This is a genomic window from Bradyrhizobium sp. WBOS07 (assembly GCF_024585165.1).
GTDB classification, from domain to species: Bacteria; Pseudomonadota; Alphaproteobacteria; order Rhizobiales; family Xanthobacteraceae; genus Bradyrhizobium; species Bradyrhizobium japonicum_B.
The window spans coordinates 1,629,729-1,644,775 of record NZ_CP029008.1 but is presented as its reverse complement, the minus strand read 5'-3'; the positions used below and the strand labels follow the sequence as shown (position 1 = coordinate 1,644,775).

The 15,047-nt window shown below is 65.5% G+C and carries 13 protein-coding genes; 6 read left to right on the top strand and 7 right to left on the bottom strand.

The window, feature by feature from the left end; translation table 11 throughout:
* Positions 1 to 68 precede the first annotated feature (68 nt).
* From DCM79_RS07655 to DCM79_RS07645, 3 genes are all read left to right on the top strand, one after another.
* A complete protein-coding gene (locus DCM79_RS07655; protein ID WP_257179362.1) occupies positions 69 to 986 on the top strand; it encodes an IS1595 family transposase in 918 nt (305 codons plus the stop codon).
* Positions 979 to 1,218 carry a hypothetical protein gene (locus DCM79_RS07650; protein WP_257179361.1) on the top strand — a complete coding sequence of 80 codons (240 nt, stop codon included), beginning with the start codon at positions 979 to 981 and terminating at the stop codon, positions 1,216 to 1,218. The genes DCM79_RS07655 and DCM79_RS07650 overlap by 8 nt, the downstream gene beginning before the upstream one ends.
* A gap of 1,449 nt (positions 1,219 to 2,667) precedes the next feature.
* A complete protein-coding gene (locus DCM79_RS07645; RefSeq protein WP_257179360.1) occupies positions 2,668 to 3,930 on the top strand; it encodes an NAD(P)/FAD-dependent oxidoreductase in 1,263 nt (420 codons plus the stop codon).
* 168 nt (positions 3,931 to 4,098) lie between these two features.
* On the opposite strand, the gene DCM79_RS07640 is transcribed toward DCM79_RS07645, so the two are convergent.
* The 3 genes from DCM79_RS07640 to DCM79_RS07630 all read right to left on the bottom strand — a co-directional run bounded on the left by DCM79_RS07640 (position 4,099) and on the right by DCM79_RS07630 (position 6,941).
* Entirely contained in the window at positions 4,099 to 5,310 is a 1,212-nt protein-coding gene (locus DCM79_RS07640; RefSeq protein ID WP_257179359.1) for an ABC transporter substrate-binding protein, read from the bottom strand.
* Positions 5,311 to 5,385: 75 nt separating this feature from the next.
* Positions 5,386 to 5,709: a (2Fe-2S)-binding protein gene (locus DCM79_RS07635; RefSeq protein WP_257179358.1), complete on the bottom strand. Its 324-nt coding sequence runs from the start codon at positions 5,707 to 5,709 to the stop codon at positions 5,386 to 5,388.
* Positions 5,710 to 5,720: 11 nt separating this feature from the next.
* The gene (locus tag DCM79_RS07630; protein WP_257179357.1) at positions 5,721 to 6,941 is read right to left on the bottom strand and encodes a cytochrome P450; all 1,221 of its coding nucleotides are present in this window, start codon (positions 6,939 to 6,941) and stop codon (positions 5,721 to 5,723) included.
* 83 nt (positions 6,942 to 7,024) lie between these two features.
* Between DCM79_RS07630 and DCM79_RS07625 the strand changes: the two genes are divergently transcribed.
* Positions 7,025 to 7,531 carry a MarR family winged helix-turn-helix transcriptional regulator gene (locus DCM79_RS07625; protein WP_257179356.1) on the top strand — a complete coding sequence of 169 codons (507 nt, stop codon included), beginning with the start codon at positions 7,025 to 7,027 and terminating at the stop codon, positions 7,529 to 7,531.
* Between the two features lie 382 nt (positions 7,532 to 7,913).
* Here the strand turns inward: DCM79_RS07625 and DCM79_RS07620 are convergent, their stop codons facing one another.
* Positions 7,914 to 9,767, bottom strand: a complete 1,854-nt coding sequence (locus tag DCM79_RS07620; protein WP_257179355.1) for a feruloyl-CoA synthase — start codon at positions 9,765 to 9,767, stop codon at positions 7,914 to 7,916.
* 151 nt (positions 9,768 to 9,918) lie between these two features.
* On the opposite strand from DCM79_RS07620, the gene DCM79_RS07615 reads away from it, so the two are divergent.
* Both DCM79_RS07615 and atzF read left to right on the top strand, forming a co-directional pair.
* Complete coding sequence (locus DCM79_RS07615) at positions 9,919 to 10,413, top strand: MarR family winged helix-turn-helix transcriptional regulator (protein ID WP_257179354.1); 495 nt, start codon at positions 9,919 to 9,921, stop codon at positions 10,411 to 10,413.
* Between the two features lie 194 nt (positions 10,414 to 10,607).
* Positions 10,608 to 12,416 (top strand): allophanate hydrolase, encoded by a 1,809-nt coding sequence (atzF, locus tag DCM79_RS07610; protein WP_257179353.1) that lies wholly within the window; start codon positions 10,608 to 10,610, stop codon positions 12,414 to 12,416.
* Between the two features lie 118 nt (positions 12,417 to 12,534).
* Here atzF and DCM79_RS07605 read toward each other — a convergent pair whose 3' ends face one another.
* The 3 genes from DCM79_RS07605 to DCM79_RS07595 are packed head-to-tail and all read right to left on the bottom strand — an operon-like array spanning position 12,535 to position 15,045.
* Positions 12,535 to 13,257, bottom strand: a complete 723-nt coding sequence (locus tag DCM79_RS07605; RefSeq protein WP_257179352.1) for a GntR family transcriptional regulator — start codon at positions 13,255 to 13,257, stop codon at positions 12,535 to 12,537.
* The gene (gene hpxZ / locus DCM79_RS07600; protein ID WP_257179351.1) at positions 13,254 to 13,649 is read right to left on the bottom strand and encodes an oxalurate catabolism protein HpxZ; all 396 of its coding nucleotides are present in this window, start codon (positions 13,647 to 13,649) and stop codon (positions 13,254 to 13,256) included. Before hpxZ ends, DCM79_RS07605 begins: the two co-directional genes overlap by 4 nt.
* Position 13,650: 1 nt before the next feature.
* The gene (locus DCM79_RS07595) at positions 13,651 to 15,045 is read right to left on the bottom strand and encodes an AtzE family amidohydrolase (protein ID WP_257179350.1); all 1,395 of its coding nucleotides are present in this window, start codon (positions 15,043 to 15,045) and stop codon (positions 13,651 to 13,653) included.
* Positions 15,046 to 15,047 lie beyond the last annotated feature (2 nt).

Genomic DNA, 15,047 nt, shown 5'->3' with positions numbered 1-15,047 from the left:
ATGGGACCTATATACGTGTTGACACAAGCTCAGAGCTTGATACTCTTGGCCTTACCGGAGGATAGGCCATGTTGACGCAGTTTAAGACTTTGACCGATCTGATGATTGCGTTTCAGGACCCCCAGACCGCAGTCGATCATTTCAAGGCAATCCGGTGGCCGAATGGCCCGGTTTGCCCATACTGCCACAGCGCCGACGCATACACCCTGAGCCGCAAGAACATGCACCGCTGTGCCAAGTGCCGCCGGAACTTCTCTGTCACGGTCGGGACGATCTTTCAGGACACCAAGCTTCCGCTGCGCATTTGGTTCGGCGCGATCTGGCTGATTACGAACCACCCTAAGGGGATCGCCTCGACCACGCTGGCGAAGGACTTGGGCATCACGCAGAAGTCGGCTTGGTTCGTCCTGCATCGCCTGCGGCACGCTGCCCGAACTCGTTCGTTCAACCGGCCGATGACCGGCGAGGTGGAGGTCGACGAGACCTACGTTGGAGGCAAGGCGATCAACCGGCACAAGCGCCGAAGCGGCACGCAGGGCGGTCCAAAGGACAAGACGCCCGTAATTGGCGCTGTCGAGCGTGAGGGCGAAGTCGTCGCCAAGGTGCTGCCGGTTGCCAATAAGGCGACCATGCATGAGTTCGTCAAAGAGACGGTGGCACCGGAAGCCAAGATGCTGGCTACCGATGCACATCCCGTCTACCAGCGCCTAGAGGGCTATCCCTCGCATCAGATCGTCAACCATCAGGCGGGCGAGTACAAGAAAGGCGAGGCGCACACCAATTCGATTGAGTCGGTTTGGGCTCTGCTCAAGCGCCAGATCGTCGGCACCCATCATTGGGTCAGTGCGAAGCACCTGCAACAGTACGTGCAGGAAATGACTTGGCGGCTGAATCGGCGTAGCATGACGCCAGCCGACCGCATGAATGCATTGTTCGAATGCGTCGCGGGGCCGTTGCCGTACAAGGTTCTGATCGCTGATGAGTAAGAAGATTAAGAGCACTCCGCCAGAGCCGCCCCTTGGTCTCGATATGCCTTTTGATGAGGCATTAAAGCGCTTCATCGGCACTGATCCGAGAGAGGTTGAGGCTGGCGTTGCGAGGGCCAAAAAGAAAAAGCCGCCGGGCAGGAAGAAAGTCCAGCCCGACGGCGAAGCTTCTCAAGAAAACGTAGTTTCCTTACGCCAAAGGCGGATTAGGAAACGGAATTATGGTCGCTGATCTGCGACCGCGCGGCCACGCTCGCCAGTGGCCGCGCACCGTCTGAATCCTTCCATTTCTTATCCGATTGTAGGTCTCTACCCAAACTCGTTCCTTCGGGATTGAGTGAGGGCTCTGAGGCGACTTTCGCATGATGAAGTCCTTTCTCGCATGCGATTGTTGAAGATGACGCAGACGCGCACGCGCGATGGCACGGCCGGTCGGTAGGGACCGGCCGTGCTGTCGCGGCCTCGAACTGAGATTGAGGGCTTCAGGACGCCGCGTTTTTGCGGCTCCTACACCCGGGTATGAAAAAAGCCCGGCTGTAAGGCCGGGCTTCCAATTAAAGGAGCGGAGAGAGCGTCAACCGCGAAAAGCTCTCGAATTATGGGGATCGGCATCGCCGCCCATGGGCGTCTATTCTCCTAATACGGAGGGAAAGGTTCTAGAAATTGCAGGATCAGCGCCGTCACCAGGCTCCCCCTCAAGCCGTGCCTGAGTGGTAAAAGCCGAAGGTCAATTGCAGATCGGAATCGCGAAGGCTGAGTTTGGGCGTCAATCCTTTGAGGTACGAACCGACCTCAACGATTTGGCCGTTCTGCCATCGCAAGTGCGATCTGACGTAGATGTCCTTCGGCGCTTTCCCATGCTTCATCATGGGTCTGCCTCCGCTTTGTTGGGCGGTGAACAACCGTCCTCGCTTGGGAACGCACAAGCGGCGATAGGACAAAGGGAGTTGCCGGTGACGGAGCTGAACTTTCACCTCCTGACGGGGTTTGGACCCGTTCGAGGACAATTCTTCTAAAGGGACAATGCTCCGCTTTCGGGCGGATGCATCATCCTAGTGAGCAAGCCAAGCTTGCCGCCGAATAGTTCAAAACCGCTGTGTTGTGCTTGTTGCCCGGCACCCCACGAGCTGATCGTCCTGTTCGGTCTAGGGCATGGACGCCAAAGCGTGGACGCCCCTACACCTTTGGTTACTCAAGACGCAATGCGACCTGCGCGAACAGACCGTTTTCTGCTCCGTCCGCCAAGTTCGTTCCACGTGCGGAAAACCGCCAGTACTAGAAGTGACTTCGCGGGCCTGTCCCGCGCATCGGTTTAGTCAACGTAAACACTCCAGATGGCCGGAGGGATGGCTACAAAGGTGGCTTCGGTCACCTGCGCAAAGCTTCGCCTTACGCGTGGCACCCGCGTGATCTGACCGTGACGGCCTAAGATGGCCACGGCGAATCGATCTTTTGCAAGACTGTGCCGTAACTTAGGCTCATGTCAACACGTATATAGGTCCCAATATAATTCTCCTCAACTCGGCCGAGGCCGGCTTCAGGGGCGGTCCGGAGCTCTGGCGCTGTTTTGCGCCGGATCGATACACCCCGCCTATGCCGCGATTGATGGCCTCTATTGGACCGCGACGCCCGATCCGCACTTAAATGAGGACGAAGCAGCAACGAGATTCGAGAGCGTATCATGGCCGCACATCCCCATCGCGTCGTCATCGTCGGCGCCGGCTTCGGCGGGCTGGAGGCGACCTACCGGCTCGCGGGCGCGGGCGTCGAGATCACGCTGATCGATCGCCGCAACCATCATCTGTTTCAGCCACTGCTCTACCAGGTCGCGACCGCCTCGCTCGCGACCAGCGAGATCGCCTGGCCGATCCGCCATCTCATGCGCGACCGGCCCGAAGTGACGACGCTGTTTGCGACCGTCAGCGGTATCGATACGGCACGACGTTGCGTGCTGATCGACGACGGCAGCGAGGTGCCCTACGACACGCTGGTGCTGGCGACCGGCGCGCGGCACGCCTATTTCGGCCACGACGAATGGGAGCAATGGGCGCCCGGGCTGAAGACGCTGGAGGATGCGACCACCTTGCGCCGTCACATCCTGGTGGCGTTCGAGCGCGCCGAACGCGAGACCGATCCAGCGAAGCGCGCGGCGCGCCTGACCTTCGTCATTGTCGGCGCCGGCCCGACCGGCGTCGAGCTCGCCGGCACCATCGCCGAAATGGCGCGCCATACGCTGCCCGGCGATTTCCGCAACATCGACACGACGACAGCGCGGGTGGTGTTGATCGAGGCGGGGCCGCGTGTGCTCGCCGGCTTCGCCGACGACCTCTCGGCCTATGCGCAGGCGTCGCTGGAGAGGATCGGCGTCGAGGTCGTGCTGGGACAGGCCGTCACCGAGATCAACCGCGAGGGCGTCGTGTTCGGCGGCAAGCTGCTCGAAGCCAAGACCAGGATCTGGGCCGCCGGCGTGCGCGCCTCGCCCGCCGCCGAATGGCTGGGGGCGCCTCACGATCGCGCCGGACGCGTGCTGGTCGAGGCCGACCTCACCATATCAGGCCATCCCGAGATCTTCGCGATCGGCGACACCGTCAGCGTCAATGCCTGGGACGGCAAGCCGGTGCCGGGCATCGCGCCGGCGGCCAAGCAGCAGGGCCGTCACGTCGCCGAGACCATCAAGGCCCGCCTGCGCGGCGCTGCGGCCGGCCCGTTCCGCTACAAGCACGCTGGCAGCCTGGCTCAGATCGGCAAGCGGGTCGCCGTCATCGATTTCGGCCGCTTCAAGCTGCGCGGCGCGATCGCGTGGTGGATCTGGGGCATCGCCCACATCTACTTCCTGATCGGCCTCCGCCACCGGCTCAGCGTCGCCTTGAGCTGGCTCTGGATCTACGCGCGAGACCAGCGCGCGGCGCGGCTGATCACGCAGGGATCGAGCAAGGTGGTGTAGGCTTACATCCTTCTCCCCTTGTGGGAGAAGGTGGCGCGAAGCGCCGGATGAGGGGTTCTCTCAACTCTCGCGATTGTTCGTGAGGAGAGAGACCCCTCACCCGGCTTCGCTTCGCGAAGCCACCCTCTCCCACAAGGGGAGAGGGTGCAGTTGCGCGTTTGGCTATAGCTACTTCACCAGCTCGCACCCGCCCTCCGCCAGCGGGCGGAAGGCCTGCTCGGCGGGAATTGTCGAGACCAGCTTGTAATAGTCGTACGGATATTTCGACTCCTCCGGCTTCTTCACCTCGAACAGGTACATCGGGTGCACGACGCGGCCGTCCTGGCGGATCGTGGTGTCGCCGAACAATTTGTCCTTGCCCTTGAATTTCTTCATCTGGGGCACGGCATCCTTGGCGTTGTCGCTGCCGGTCGCCGCGACGGCGTTGAGATAAGCCAGCGTCGAGGCATAGACGCCGGCCTGATTGCCGCTCGGCATCTTGCCGTTCATGCCGGGCCGCGCGGCGAAGCGCTTGGCGAACGCGCGGGTGTCGTCGTTCATGTCCCAATAGAAGGCTTCCATGAGCTGCAAGCCCTGCGCGACCTTGATGCCCATGCCGTGAATGTCGTTGATGAAGAGCAGGAAGGCGACGAGCTTCTGGTCGTTCTGCTGGATGCCGAACTCGGCAGCCTGCTTCACGGCGTTGATGGTGTCGCCGCCGGCATTGGCCAGGCCGATCACCTTTGCCTTCGAGCTCTGCGCCTGCAACAGGAAGGAGGCGAAGTCGGAGGTGCCGAGCGGATGCTTGGAGGAGCCCAGCACCTTGCCGCCGTGACCCTCGATGTATTTCTGCGCCTCGGCCTCGATGCCCTTGCCGAGGGCGTAATCAACCGTGAGGAAGTACCAGTCCTTGCCGCCGCGCGACATCATGGCGGCCGCCGTGGTGTTGCCGGTGGCCCAGGTGTCGTTGACCCATTGGATGGTGTTGGGCGAGCAGGCCTTGCCGGTGAGATCGGAGCTTGCGGTCGACGACGCCAGGAACGTCACCCGGCTGTCGCGCAGCAGCGTGTTGATGGAAAGACCGACCGCCGAGTTCGGCACGTCGACGATGGCATCGACGCCTTCGACATCGAGCCATTTGCGCGCAATGGCGTTGCCGACGTCGGCCTTGTTCTGGTGGTCGGCATAGACGATCTCGACCTTGATGTTCTTAGCCCCGCCATTGAAATCCTCCGCCGCCATGCGCGCGGCTTCCACCGAGCCCATGCCGTTGGTGTCCTGGAAGATGCCGGAGATGTCGTTGAGCACGCCGATCCGCACGACATTGTCCGAGATCTCGGCGCTTGCCGCGCCGGCGACCAGGCTCGCGGCCAGCGCGAACGTCCACTTCAGATGTTTCATGGTTCCCTTCCCTGTTGATGCGTTGCCGCGCCGGTCGTTGCCGGGAGCGGTCGAAAGATCAGTTGGCCTTGCAGGTCACACCTGCCGTTCCGGCAGCCTCACGATGAGCCCGTCGAGCTCCGGCGTGATCGTGATCTGGCAGGACAGCCGGCTGTTCGGCCGCCGCTCGCTCGCGGTGCCGTCGAGCAGCGCGTCCTCGTCGTCGGCCATCCCAGGCAGGCGCGCGAGCCAGCCTTCATCGACATAGACGTGACAGGTCGCGCACATGGCGTTGCCGCCGCATTCGGCCAGAATGCCGTCGAGGCCGTGACGGGTCGCCGCCTGCATGGCGCTCTCTTCACCTGAGGTCTCGACGCGCTCGGACCTGCCGTCGGCATGGATGAAAGTGATGGCGGGCATGAAGCTCCTCGTCAGGCCGGGGTGATGGTCACAGGCAGGCTGTCGAGCCCGCGCAGCGTGTTGTTGAAGCGGCGTTTCGGCTCGCCCGTGATCTCGATTGTCGCGACGCGGCGCGCCAGCGCGGTCAGCATCACCTCGCCTTCGAGGCGGGCGACGAGCTGGCCGACGCACATGTGGATGCCCGAGCCGAAGCCGACATGGCCGGAGGTGCGGCGGGTGATGTCGTAGTTGTCGGGCCGGTCCCAGCGCCTGGGATCGCGATTGGCGGCGGCGAGGAACATCAGCACCTTCTCGCCCTCGCCGATCGTGGCGCCCGAGAGCTCGACCTCGCGCGTGGTGGTGCGGAAGAAGGTCTGCACCGGACTTTCGAACCGCACCGCCTCCTCGAAGGCATTGCGCGCCAGCGTCGGATCATCACGCAGGCGCTGCCACTGGTCGGGAAAGCGCGCGAGGCAATAGACGGCGGCCCCGATGCCGTTGACCGTGGTGTCGAGGCCGGCCGACAGCAGCGAGCGCACCAGCAGCGGCGCCTCGGTGGCCGTGATCTCGCCATGGTCGACCCGGGCATGAATGCAGGCCCCGAAGCCGCCGGGCGCAAGGTTGTCGCGCTGGCATTGCTCGGCGACATAAGCCTGGTGCGGCGCAGAGCGCGCGATCGCCTGCTGGCGCAGCTCGTTCGGCGGGCCGAACGCGTTGAACACGACGCTGGCGTAGGGAATCAGATGCTCGCGCCCTTCCGGCTTCAGGCCCAGCGCATCCGGAAAGATCGAGAGCGGATAGGCCTCGGCGAGATCGGCGATCGCGTCGAAACTGCGCTTCTCCAGCAGCGCGTCCACCCGCTGCTCCGCCGCGGCGGCGAAACGGTCGCGCACCTGCTTCATCGCGGTCGGCGACAGCACTTTCGACAGCACGGCGCGGGTGCGGGTGTGCGCGGGCGGGTCGGCCTCGAGGATCAGGCTCGGCGGCCGCCACGGCGTCTCCTTCTTGAAGTCGGACAGGCCGACACCGCGGCTGGAGCAGAAGGTCGCGGGATCGTTCAGCACCGCATGGACCTCGGCATAGCGCGCCACGCCATAGACGTTCCATTTGTCGAGATAGACCACCGGCCCCGCCTCCCGCAGCCGCTGATGGGCGGGATAAGGGTCGGCGAAAAACGTCATGTCGAACGGATCGACGTCGAGGTGCGGGACGGAAGCAGGGCCCGTCGAGACCGGGGTACCGGATGCGGTCATGGAAGACCTCCCTCATTTTGATCTTGTGAAAGGGCGGCGCATGCCATTAGGTCTTTGGGCCCACCGCGAGTCAGAATCCCGACATGCCCGCGCCTTCGACCAGATCCCGGCAAAAGCCTGCGCCCAATGATGCGGGGCCGACGCTCGATCTCGACCGCTACGTCCCCGCGTTCATCACCTTCATCGCCAACAAGCTCTCGAACAGCGCGACCGCGTTCTATCAGCGTGAGTTCGGCGTCAACGTCACGGAATGGCGGATCATGTCGCTGCTGGCGATCGAGCCCGGCATTCCGGCCTCGCGCATCTGCCACGTCATCGGCTTCGACAAGGGGCCGGTGAGCCGGACGCTGGCCGGCCTCGAGAAGCGCGGCCTGGTCTCGATCCGCACCGACCCGAATGACGGCCGCACCCATTCGATCGCGCTGACGGCAAAGGGCCGCGCCACGCATGACAAGGTGATCGTGGCGGCGCTCGAGCGCGAACGGCGGCTGTTGTCGTGCCTGAGCAAGGACGAGCGCGAGGTGCTGATCAATCTGCTCCGCCGGCTGCACGACAATCTCGGCGCGGTCACCGGCGGCATCGAGCCCTGACGGGTCGCGCTTCAGGCGCCACCTTCCGTCACGTCCAGGCATGCGCCGGCGCTTGCCGGCGGCACCGTTCGGGCCGAGCATTGTTTCCTCCAGGATCAGACGCGGCAGTTTCCCTGCCGTCATCGCTGCCTGGAATGGTTCGCATGAATTAGTTGCCTAAGCAACAAAATAATCGGAAATATATTGCGGCAGGGTGCTGACCCGTTTCGAGAGCGTCCGCTTCACATTCCGATCGTCATTCCGGGGCGCGCGTAGCGCGAGCCCGGAATCCATCGTGCAGCCATCCGTGCGGGAAAATGGATTCCGGGTTCGCGCCGCAGGCGCGCCCCGGAATGACAGCGAGATGAGCTACGCGCCCCTCCTACGCTGCTCTTTCATCGGCTCACGACAAGCCGACCCACGCGTCCGACGCATCATCGTTCAACCGCGCCACCGCATCCGCACGCCGCGCCAGCACGGCGCGCTGGTTGATGTAGCCCTTGTCGGTGATCTCGCCGCCGTCGACCGACGGTGGCTCGGCGAGCAGCAGCGCACGCGTGGCGTGACCGGAGGAGTTGGGGCCCTGCTGCTTCAGTCTTGCGAGGCCCTGCGCGATGGCGCGCCTGACCTTGTCATGGGCGAGCACCTCGCTCACATCGGCGGTCTCGCCCAGGCCGGCCTGGGCGCGGCAGGCCGCGATGTTGGGGAACACCAGAAAGCGCACCTCGTCGCCGCCATGGCCTGCGACCACGATGTCCTGCGCCAGCGGCGCCAGGGCAGCGATGCCGGCGACGCGCAGCGTGCCGACATTGACCCAGGTGCCGGAGTTGAGCTTGAAATCCTCGGCGACGCGGCCGTCGAAGAACAGGCCGCGCTCCGGCCGCGCATCGTCGGCAAGCTTGACGGCATCGCCGATCAGGTAGAAACCCTCGTCGTCGAAGGCCTGCCGGGTCAGCTCCGGCGCCTTCCAATAGCCCGGCGTGACGTTGGGACCGCGCACGCGCACCTCCAGCTTGTCGCCGGAGGTGACGAGCTTCAATTCGGTGCCGGGAATGGGCACGCCGATATTGCCGGAGCGCTCGGCGAGGAAATGACAGTCGGTCGCGAGCGGCGAGGTTTCCGTCGAGCCCCAGGCCGAAACCATCGGCAGCGCGCGGCCGACGGTCTTGATCGAGAGCTCCTCGAGCGCGTCCCAGAGATTCTGCGGCAGGGCGGCGCCGGCATAGAAGGCGAACTTCACCTCGCCGAAGAAGCGGCGGCGCAGCTCCTCGTCGCCGCGCAGCGCCGCGATCAGCATGTCGAAGCCGCGCGGCACGTTGAAATAGACCGTCGGCAGCACGCTTTTCAGATTGGCCAGCGAGGTCGCGAAAAGACCGGGCGCAGGCTTGCCGCCGTCGATATAGAGCGAGCCGCCGTTGCGCAGCACGAGATTGAAATTGTGGTTGGCGCCGAAAGTATGGCTCCAGGGCAGCCAGTCCAGGATGACGAGATCGCCGCGCGTCTGCTCGAGAAACGTCCAGGTCTGCGCCTTGGCCTGCTGGCTCGAGGTCAGCATGCGCTGGGTGTTGATGACGGCTTTCGGCGTGCCGGTCGAGCCTGACGTGAACAGGAACTTTGCGATCGTGTCCGGCGTCACCGCGGCGAACGCCGTTGCGACGTCGGGGCTCTCCGGCGTTGCCGCGACGGCGCGGAAAGCGAGCGCGCCGGCGTCATCCTCATTGCCGCTGATGATCTGCGCATCGTGCAGCGGCGCGATGGCGGCCAGCGCGGCCGCGAAGGGCCTGGTCGCAGAGACGTAGATCGCGCCCGGCTCGAGCAGCGCGATCATGCTCTTGAGCTTCTCGAAATCCCTGGACATCAGCGAATAGGCCGGCGAGATCGCGGCCGAGGGCACCCCGACATGCTGGGCGGCGAGCGCGAGCAGCGCGTGATCGATGCTGTTGTCGGAGAGGATCGCGAGTGGGCGTTCCGCGCTGAGGCCCTGCGCCAGGATCCAGGACGCCGCCGCACGCACCTGGCGCAACGCCTGCGCATAGGTGACGGTGATCCACGGCGCTTCGACATTGCCGCGCTCGGCGAGGAAGATCGCATCCGGCGTTTGCCGCGCAAAATGCTCCAGCCAGTCGCCGATGCAGCGCGCGCTTTCGCCGAGCGGATCGGGCGATCGCAACACGATGCTGCCGTCGGAGCGATGCTCTGCGACCGTCCGCGGGCTTGCGAACAGGCCCGCAACGTCACCACGTGGGGCGACTGTCATATGGGTCTCCTCCCTCCGTCCGGATACGGATCGGCCGCAACCTCGTTCGGGCTGCTGTGGCCATAATGTTGGGCATGGCAATTGTTGTCGTCAACAACAATCTTTCGCTTGCCTCTTTGACGCGCTAGGATTGCCTGGCGGGAGACACGATGTGACAGCCAGCGCCCCCCAGACTGCCCCACGCAAACGCGCCGGCAACGGCACGGCGCCTCGCGATGCCGCCGACGACATCGGGCTCGATGCGCTGGTCGGGCACGCCGGCTATGCGGTGCGGCGCTTCCAGATCTGGATTTTCCAGGACTTCATCAAGACGCTCGGCGACGTCGACATCAGGCCGACGCAATATTCGGTGCTGACGCTGATCGGCGCCAATCCGGGCCTGTCGCAGATGGCGGTGGCCAAGCGCCTCGGCATCGAGCGCGCCCGGCTGGTGCACCTGCTCGACAGCCTCGAGCAGCGCAAGTACCTCAAGCGGGTCAAGTCGAAGGCGGACCGCCGATCCCACGCGCTGCACCTCACCGCGCAGGGCGAGACGGCGCTGGCGAAATTCAAGCGGCTCGCGGCCGAGCACGAGCGGCATGTCGAAGAGAAGATCGGCAAGGAAAGCCGGGCGCAGCTGCTCCGGATCCTCGCTGGCTTCACCTGATCTCAGTTGCCTATTATTTGCGCAGATGCCTGTCAGAGGGCGATGACGCCGGCGCCGACGAGCTTGCCGAAATATATCATAACAAGCTGATTATACGATATTTTCCTGATCAATGGCGCCGCCCCTGCATTGTACACAATGGCACACCGCTTGCTTCCCTCGCGGTGAGGACAGATTGCCGGAGTTTTGTCGCCATGGGGGCTGAGCAGCCTGAAACGATTGCCGCGATTGTGGCCGCGCATCGCGCCGGCACGCTGACGCCGGCAGAGACGGTCGCGCGGACCTATCAGCGCATCCGCGATCACGGCGATCCCGCCATCTTCATCGGCCTGCGTGACGAGAAGGATGCGGTCGCGGAGGCCGAGAGGCTCGCCGCGCGCGCGGACGCCGCCGGCCTGCCGCTGTACGGCGTGCCGGTCGCGGTGAAGGACAATATCGACGCGCTGGGATTTCCTACAACCGCAGCCTGCCCGGCTTTCTCCTACACACCCACGCACGACTCGACTGCCGTCGAGCGCCTGCGCGCTGCCGGTGCCATCATCATCGGCAAGACCAATCTCGACCAGTTCGCGACCGGCCTCGTCGGCGTACGCTCGCCTTACGGCATTCCCCGGAATTCGATCCGTAACGATCTCATTCCCGGCGGTTCGAGCTCCGGCTCGGCCGTGGCGGTTGGCGCCGGCCTCGTGCCGCTCGCGCTCGGCACCGACACTGCCGGCTCGGGGCGCGTGCCGGCGATGCTCAACAACATCGTCGGGCTGAAGCCGAGCCTCGGCATGATCTCGAATGCCGGCCTGGTACCGGCCTGCCGCACGCTCGACTGCATCTCGGTGTTCGCGCTGACCGTCGACGACGCGGCGCTGGCGCTGTCCGTGATGGCGGGACCGGACCCGGCCGATCCGTTCTCGCGCGACCGGCCGCTTGGCGCGATGACGCCGCTCCCGGCAGATCTGCGCCTCGGCGTGCCGCGCAACGGACAGCTGATCTTCTTCGGCGACAAGGATGCCGAGACTGCCTACGCCGAGGCGCTGAGGCGCTGGACCGCGCTCGGCGCAACGCTGGTGGAGTTCGACCTCGAGCCGTTCTACGAGACGGCGCGGCTGCTCTATGAGGGCCCTTGGGTCGCCGAGCGCTACCTCGTGATCAAGGATCTGCTCGCCTCGGCGCCCGATGCGATTCATCCCGTGACCCGCGAGATCACCGCGGCCGGCGCGCGGCTGACGGCGGCTGAAACCTTCTCCGCGCTGTACCGCCTGCAAGGCCTGCGCAGGATCGCCGAGCGCACGTTTGCCAATATTGACGCGCTGGTGCTGCCGACGGCGCCGACGGCCTACACGACCGCGCAGGTGCTCGCCAATCCGATCGAGCTCAACAGCCGGCTCGGCACCTACACCAATTTCGTCAATCTGCTCGATCTCTGCGGCCTGGCGCTGCCGGCATCGATGCGCAGCGACGGCATTCCGTTCGGCATCACGCTGCTCGCCCCCGCGGGGCATGACGCGCTGCTCGTGAGCATCGGCCGCGTCTTCCATGCGGATACCAAGCTCGGTCTCGGCGCCAAGGGTGCGGGGCAGGCACCGCTCGCGCCGCTGCCCGCAGGCCGCAGCGACGACATCCCGATCGCCGTGGTCGGCGCGCATCTGTCCGGCATGGTGCTGAATGGCGAGTTGAAAGCGCTGGACGGACGCCTGATCGAGGCAACCAGGACTGCGCCCGATTACAAGCTCTACGCGCTCAAGACCACGCCGCCGAAGCCCGGCATGTTGCGCGTCGCCGCCGGCACGGGCGCGGCGATCGAGCTTGAGATCTGGTCGCTGTCGCCAGCCGCCTTCGGCCAATTCGTCAACGCGATTCCGTCGCCGATGGCGATCGGCACGCTGCGGCTTGCCGATGGCCGCATTGTGAAGGGATTTCTGGTCGAGCCCGAGGTGCTGGGCGATGCGCGCGATATCACGGCGTTTGGAGGATGGCGCGCGTATATGAAGGAGGCCAACAAGGCGTAGGTGTCGTAGGGTGGGCAAAGGCGTGCTCTTTGCGCGCCGTGCCCACCTTCACCAGATCGTGGGCACGCTTCGCTTTGCCCACCCTACGGCACCGCGTCCTACGGCACCGCGCGCGCGCCTACACCGACACCGCGTAGATCTCGTACTCCCCGCGCACCAGCTCGATATGCGCGCGCATCGCGGCGGCCGCGCCCTGCTTGTCGCCGCGCATGATGGCGACGACGACACGGTCGTGCTCGGCATGCGATTTCGCCAACCGGCCGAGGTTGCGGAACTGGGCGCGGCGGAACGGCTGCACGCGGACGCGGGTGGCGAGCGTAATCTCGGCGATGTAGCCGTTCTGCGAACCGGCATAGATCGCGTTGTGGAAGCGTTCGTTCACCTCGTGAAAGCGATCCGGGTTGCCGGTGTAGCTCAGCACCCGCAGCTCTTCGTGGATGGCCTCGAGGCCATGGCGCTCGCTAGCTGCCATGCGCTCGGCGGCAAGGCCGGCGCACAGCGCCTCGAGCTCGGCCATCGCCTCGAACATGCTCGTCAGCCGCTCGATCGAGGGCTGCGCCACCACCGCGCCGCGATGGGCGCGCGCCTCGACGAGACCGCTTGCCACGAGCTGACGCAGCGCCTCGCGCACCGGCGTCCGCGAGACGTTGAAGCGGCGCGCGACGTCGGTCTCGTCCAGCGGCGCACCGGGCGCAAGAGCGCCGCGCACTATCTCGTCGGCGAGCTGCAGTCGCAGCTCCTCGGCGCGCGTGACCTTGTGCACGCTGGGCCGCGCCCGGTCGACGCGAGGCACCACCGGCTCGGCCGGCGCTGTCCCCTGCGGAAGATCGTCGAGCGTCATGCGGTCTCTTTCGGCTCGTCGATGACGCTGACATGGGCGGCGACCACGCGCCAGCCCTCGGGGAAGCGAATCCAGGTCTGCATCTGCCGGCCGACCTTGCCGGGCGCGGTGTCGCGATAGAACAGGGTGGAGGCCACCGCGGTGTCGCGGCCGTAGCTGGTAATGACCGTCCTGGCGGTGCGGCGGTTCAAGCCGACGGGCGAGCGGGCGGCGCGGAAGCCGCTGATCGCCGCATGGCCATAGAGGTTCTCGCCGATGCCGTAGCGCAAGGTGCGGGGATCGTTGCGGAAGAGCTCGCCGAGCACGGCGACGTCGTTGCTGACGAGGGCCTGCTCATAACGATCGAACGCTGCTTTGACTTCCGCGATGACCTCGGGGAGATCGATCTCCATCTCAGATTCCTCTCGGCGACGGCGCGGCGACCACGCCCATCTTTTCCAAGGCGTAGGCGACGCGGAGCGCAATGTCCTCACGCCAGGGCGCGGCGATGATCTGCACGCCGATCGGCAACGGCTCGAGCGGCACCGGGACCGCCACCACCGGGAGGCCGATGAACGAGATCGGCTGGGTGTGAATGCCGATATTGGCGCGCACCGGCAGCTCGACTCCGTCGAGATTGAAGTTCACCTGGCCGAGCTTCGGGGCCGTGCAGGGCGTCGCCGGCGCCAGCAGCACGTCGACCGACTTGAAGATGTCCGCGAGCTGCGCGCGATACCAGCGGCGGAATTTCTGGGCGCGGTCGACCAGCGGCGCCGGCACCATGGCGCCCGCGATCAGCCGGTCGCGCACCGCCGGATCGAAATCGTTCGGGCGCCTGCGCAGGCGATCGAGATGCAGCGATGCGCCTTCGGTCGTGGTGATGACATAGGCCGCCGCGCGGGCACGGGCGGCCTCGGGCACGTCCACGACCTCAGTTGCGCCGAGCGCCTTGGCGACGCGGCTGACCGCTTCGACGACTTCCGGAAACACGTTCTTCTGGAAGTAGCCGCCGGCAATCGCAATGCGCAGATCCGACACCGGATTGGCGATCAGCGGCAGCGTGGGCTCCAGACCGCGCGTGGTGCAGGCGCTGTCCGCCGGATCCGGGCCCTGCATCACGTCATAGGCGAGCGCGAGATCGGTGACGGAGCGTGCGAACGGGCCGAGATGATCGAGGCTCGCGACGAACGGGAACGAGCGCGCCCGCGACAGCCGACCATAGGTCGGCTTTAAGCCGAAGATGCCGCAGAATGACGACGGCACCCGGATCGAGCCGTTGGTGTCCGAGCCGAGCGCGATCGGCACCAGCGCGCCGCCGACGGCGCTGCCCGAGCCGCCGGAGGAGCCACCGGTCATCCGCGTCGTGTCGTGCGGATTGCGCGAGGGACCGTCATGGACGTTCTCGCCGGTGAAATCGTAGGCGTATTCGCCCATGTTGAGCGCGCCGACGAGCACGGCACCGGCCGCTTCCATGCGCTCGATCAGCGTGGCGTCGCGGCTGGCGGGAGCGAGATCGCGGTTGATCTTCGAGCCGGCGCGCGTCGGAAGCCCTGCGACGTCGAACAGATTCTTCACGGCGAAGGGAACGCCGGCGAGCGGGCCGACCTCCTTGCCCGCGGCGATGTCGGCGTCGATCGCGCGTGCCTTGGCGCGGGCGCGATCGGCGGTGACGTCGGTGAAGGAATTGAGGATGCCGTCATGCTGCTTGATCCGCGCGAGCGCGGCTTCGACGGCATCGAGCGCGGACATTTTGCGGGCCGCAACCGCGCCCGCGATCTCGGCGGCCGTCATCTCTGGCTTGCCGGTCATGG

Bases quoted from the DNA above. Each gene is read 5' to 3' on its own strand.
- DCM79_RS07655 (WP_257179362.1), top strand. From the start codon at position 69: ATGTTGACGCAGTTTAAGACTTTGACCGATCTGATGATTGCGTTTCAG.
- DCM79_RS07650 (WP_257179361.1), top strand. From the start codon at position 979: ATGAGTAAGAAGATTAAGAGCACTCCGCCAGAGCCGCCCCTTGGTCTC.
- DCM79_RS07645 (WP_257179360.1), top strand. From the start codon at position 2,668: ATGGCCGCACATCCCCATCGCGTCGTCATCGTCGGCGCCGGCTTCGGC.
- DCM79_RS07640 (WP_257179359.1), bottom strand. From the start codon at position 5,310: ATGAAACATCTGAAGTGGACGTTCGCGCTGGCCGCGAGCCTGGTCGCC.
- DCM79_RS07635 (WP_257179358.1), bottom strand. From the start codon at position 5,709: ATGCCCGCCATCACTTTCATCCATGCCGACGGCAGGTCCGAGCGCGTC.
- DCM79_RS07630 (WP_257179357.1), bottom strand. From the start codon at position 6,941: ATGACCGCATCCGGTACCCCGGTCTCGACGGGCCCTGCTTCCGTCCCG.
- DCM79_RS07625 (WP_257179356.1), top strand. From the start codon at position 7,025: ATGCCCGCGCCTTCGACCAGATCCCGGCAAAAGCCTGCGCCCAATGAT.
- DCM79_RS07620 (WP_257179355.1), bottom strand. From the start codon at position 9,767: ATGACAGTCGCCCCACGTGGTGACGTTGCGGGCCTGTTCGCAAGCCCG.
- atzF (WP_257179353.1), top strand. From the start codon at position 10,608: ATGGGGGCTGAGCAGCCTGAAACGATTGCCGCGATTGTGGCCGCGCAT.
- DCM79_RS07605 (WP_257179352.1), bottom strand. From the start codon at position 13,257: ATGACGCTCGACGATCTTCCGCAGGGGACAGCGCCGGCCGAGCCGGTG.
- hpxZ (WP_257179351.1), bottom strand. From the start codon at position 13,649: ATGGAGATCGATCTCCCCGAGGTCATCGCGGAAGTCAAAGCAGCGTTC.
- DCM79_RS07595 (WP_257179350.1), bottom strand. From the start codon at position 15,045: ATGACCGGCAAGCCAGAGATGACGGCCGCCGAGATCGCGGGCGCGGTT.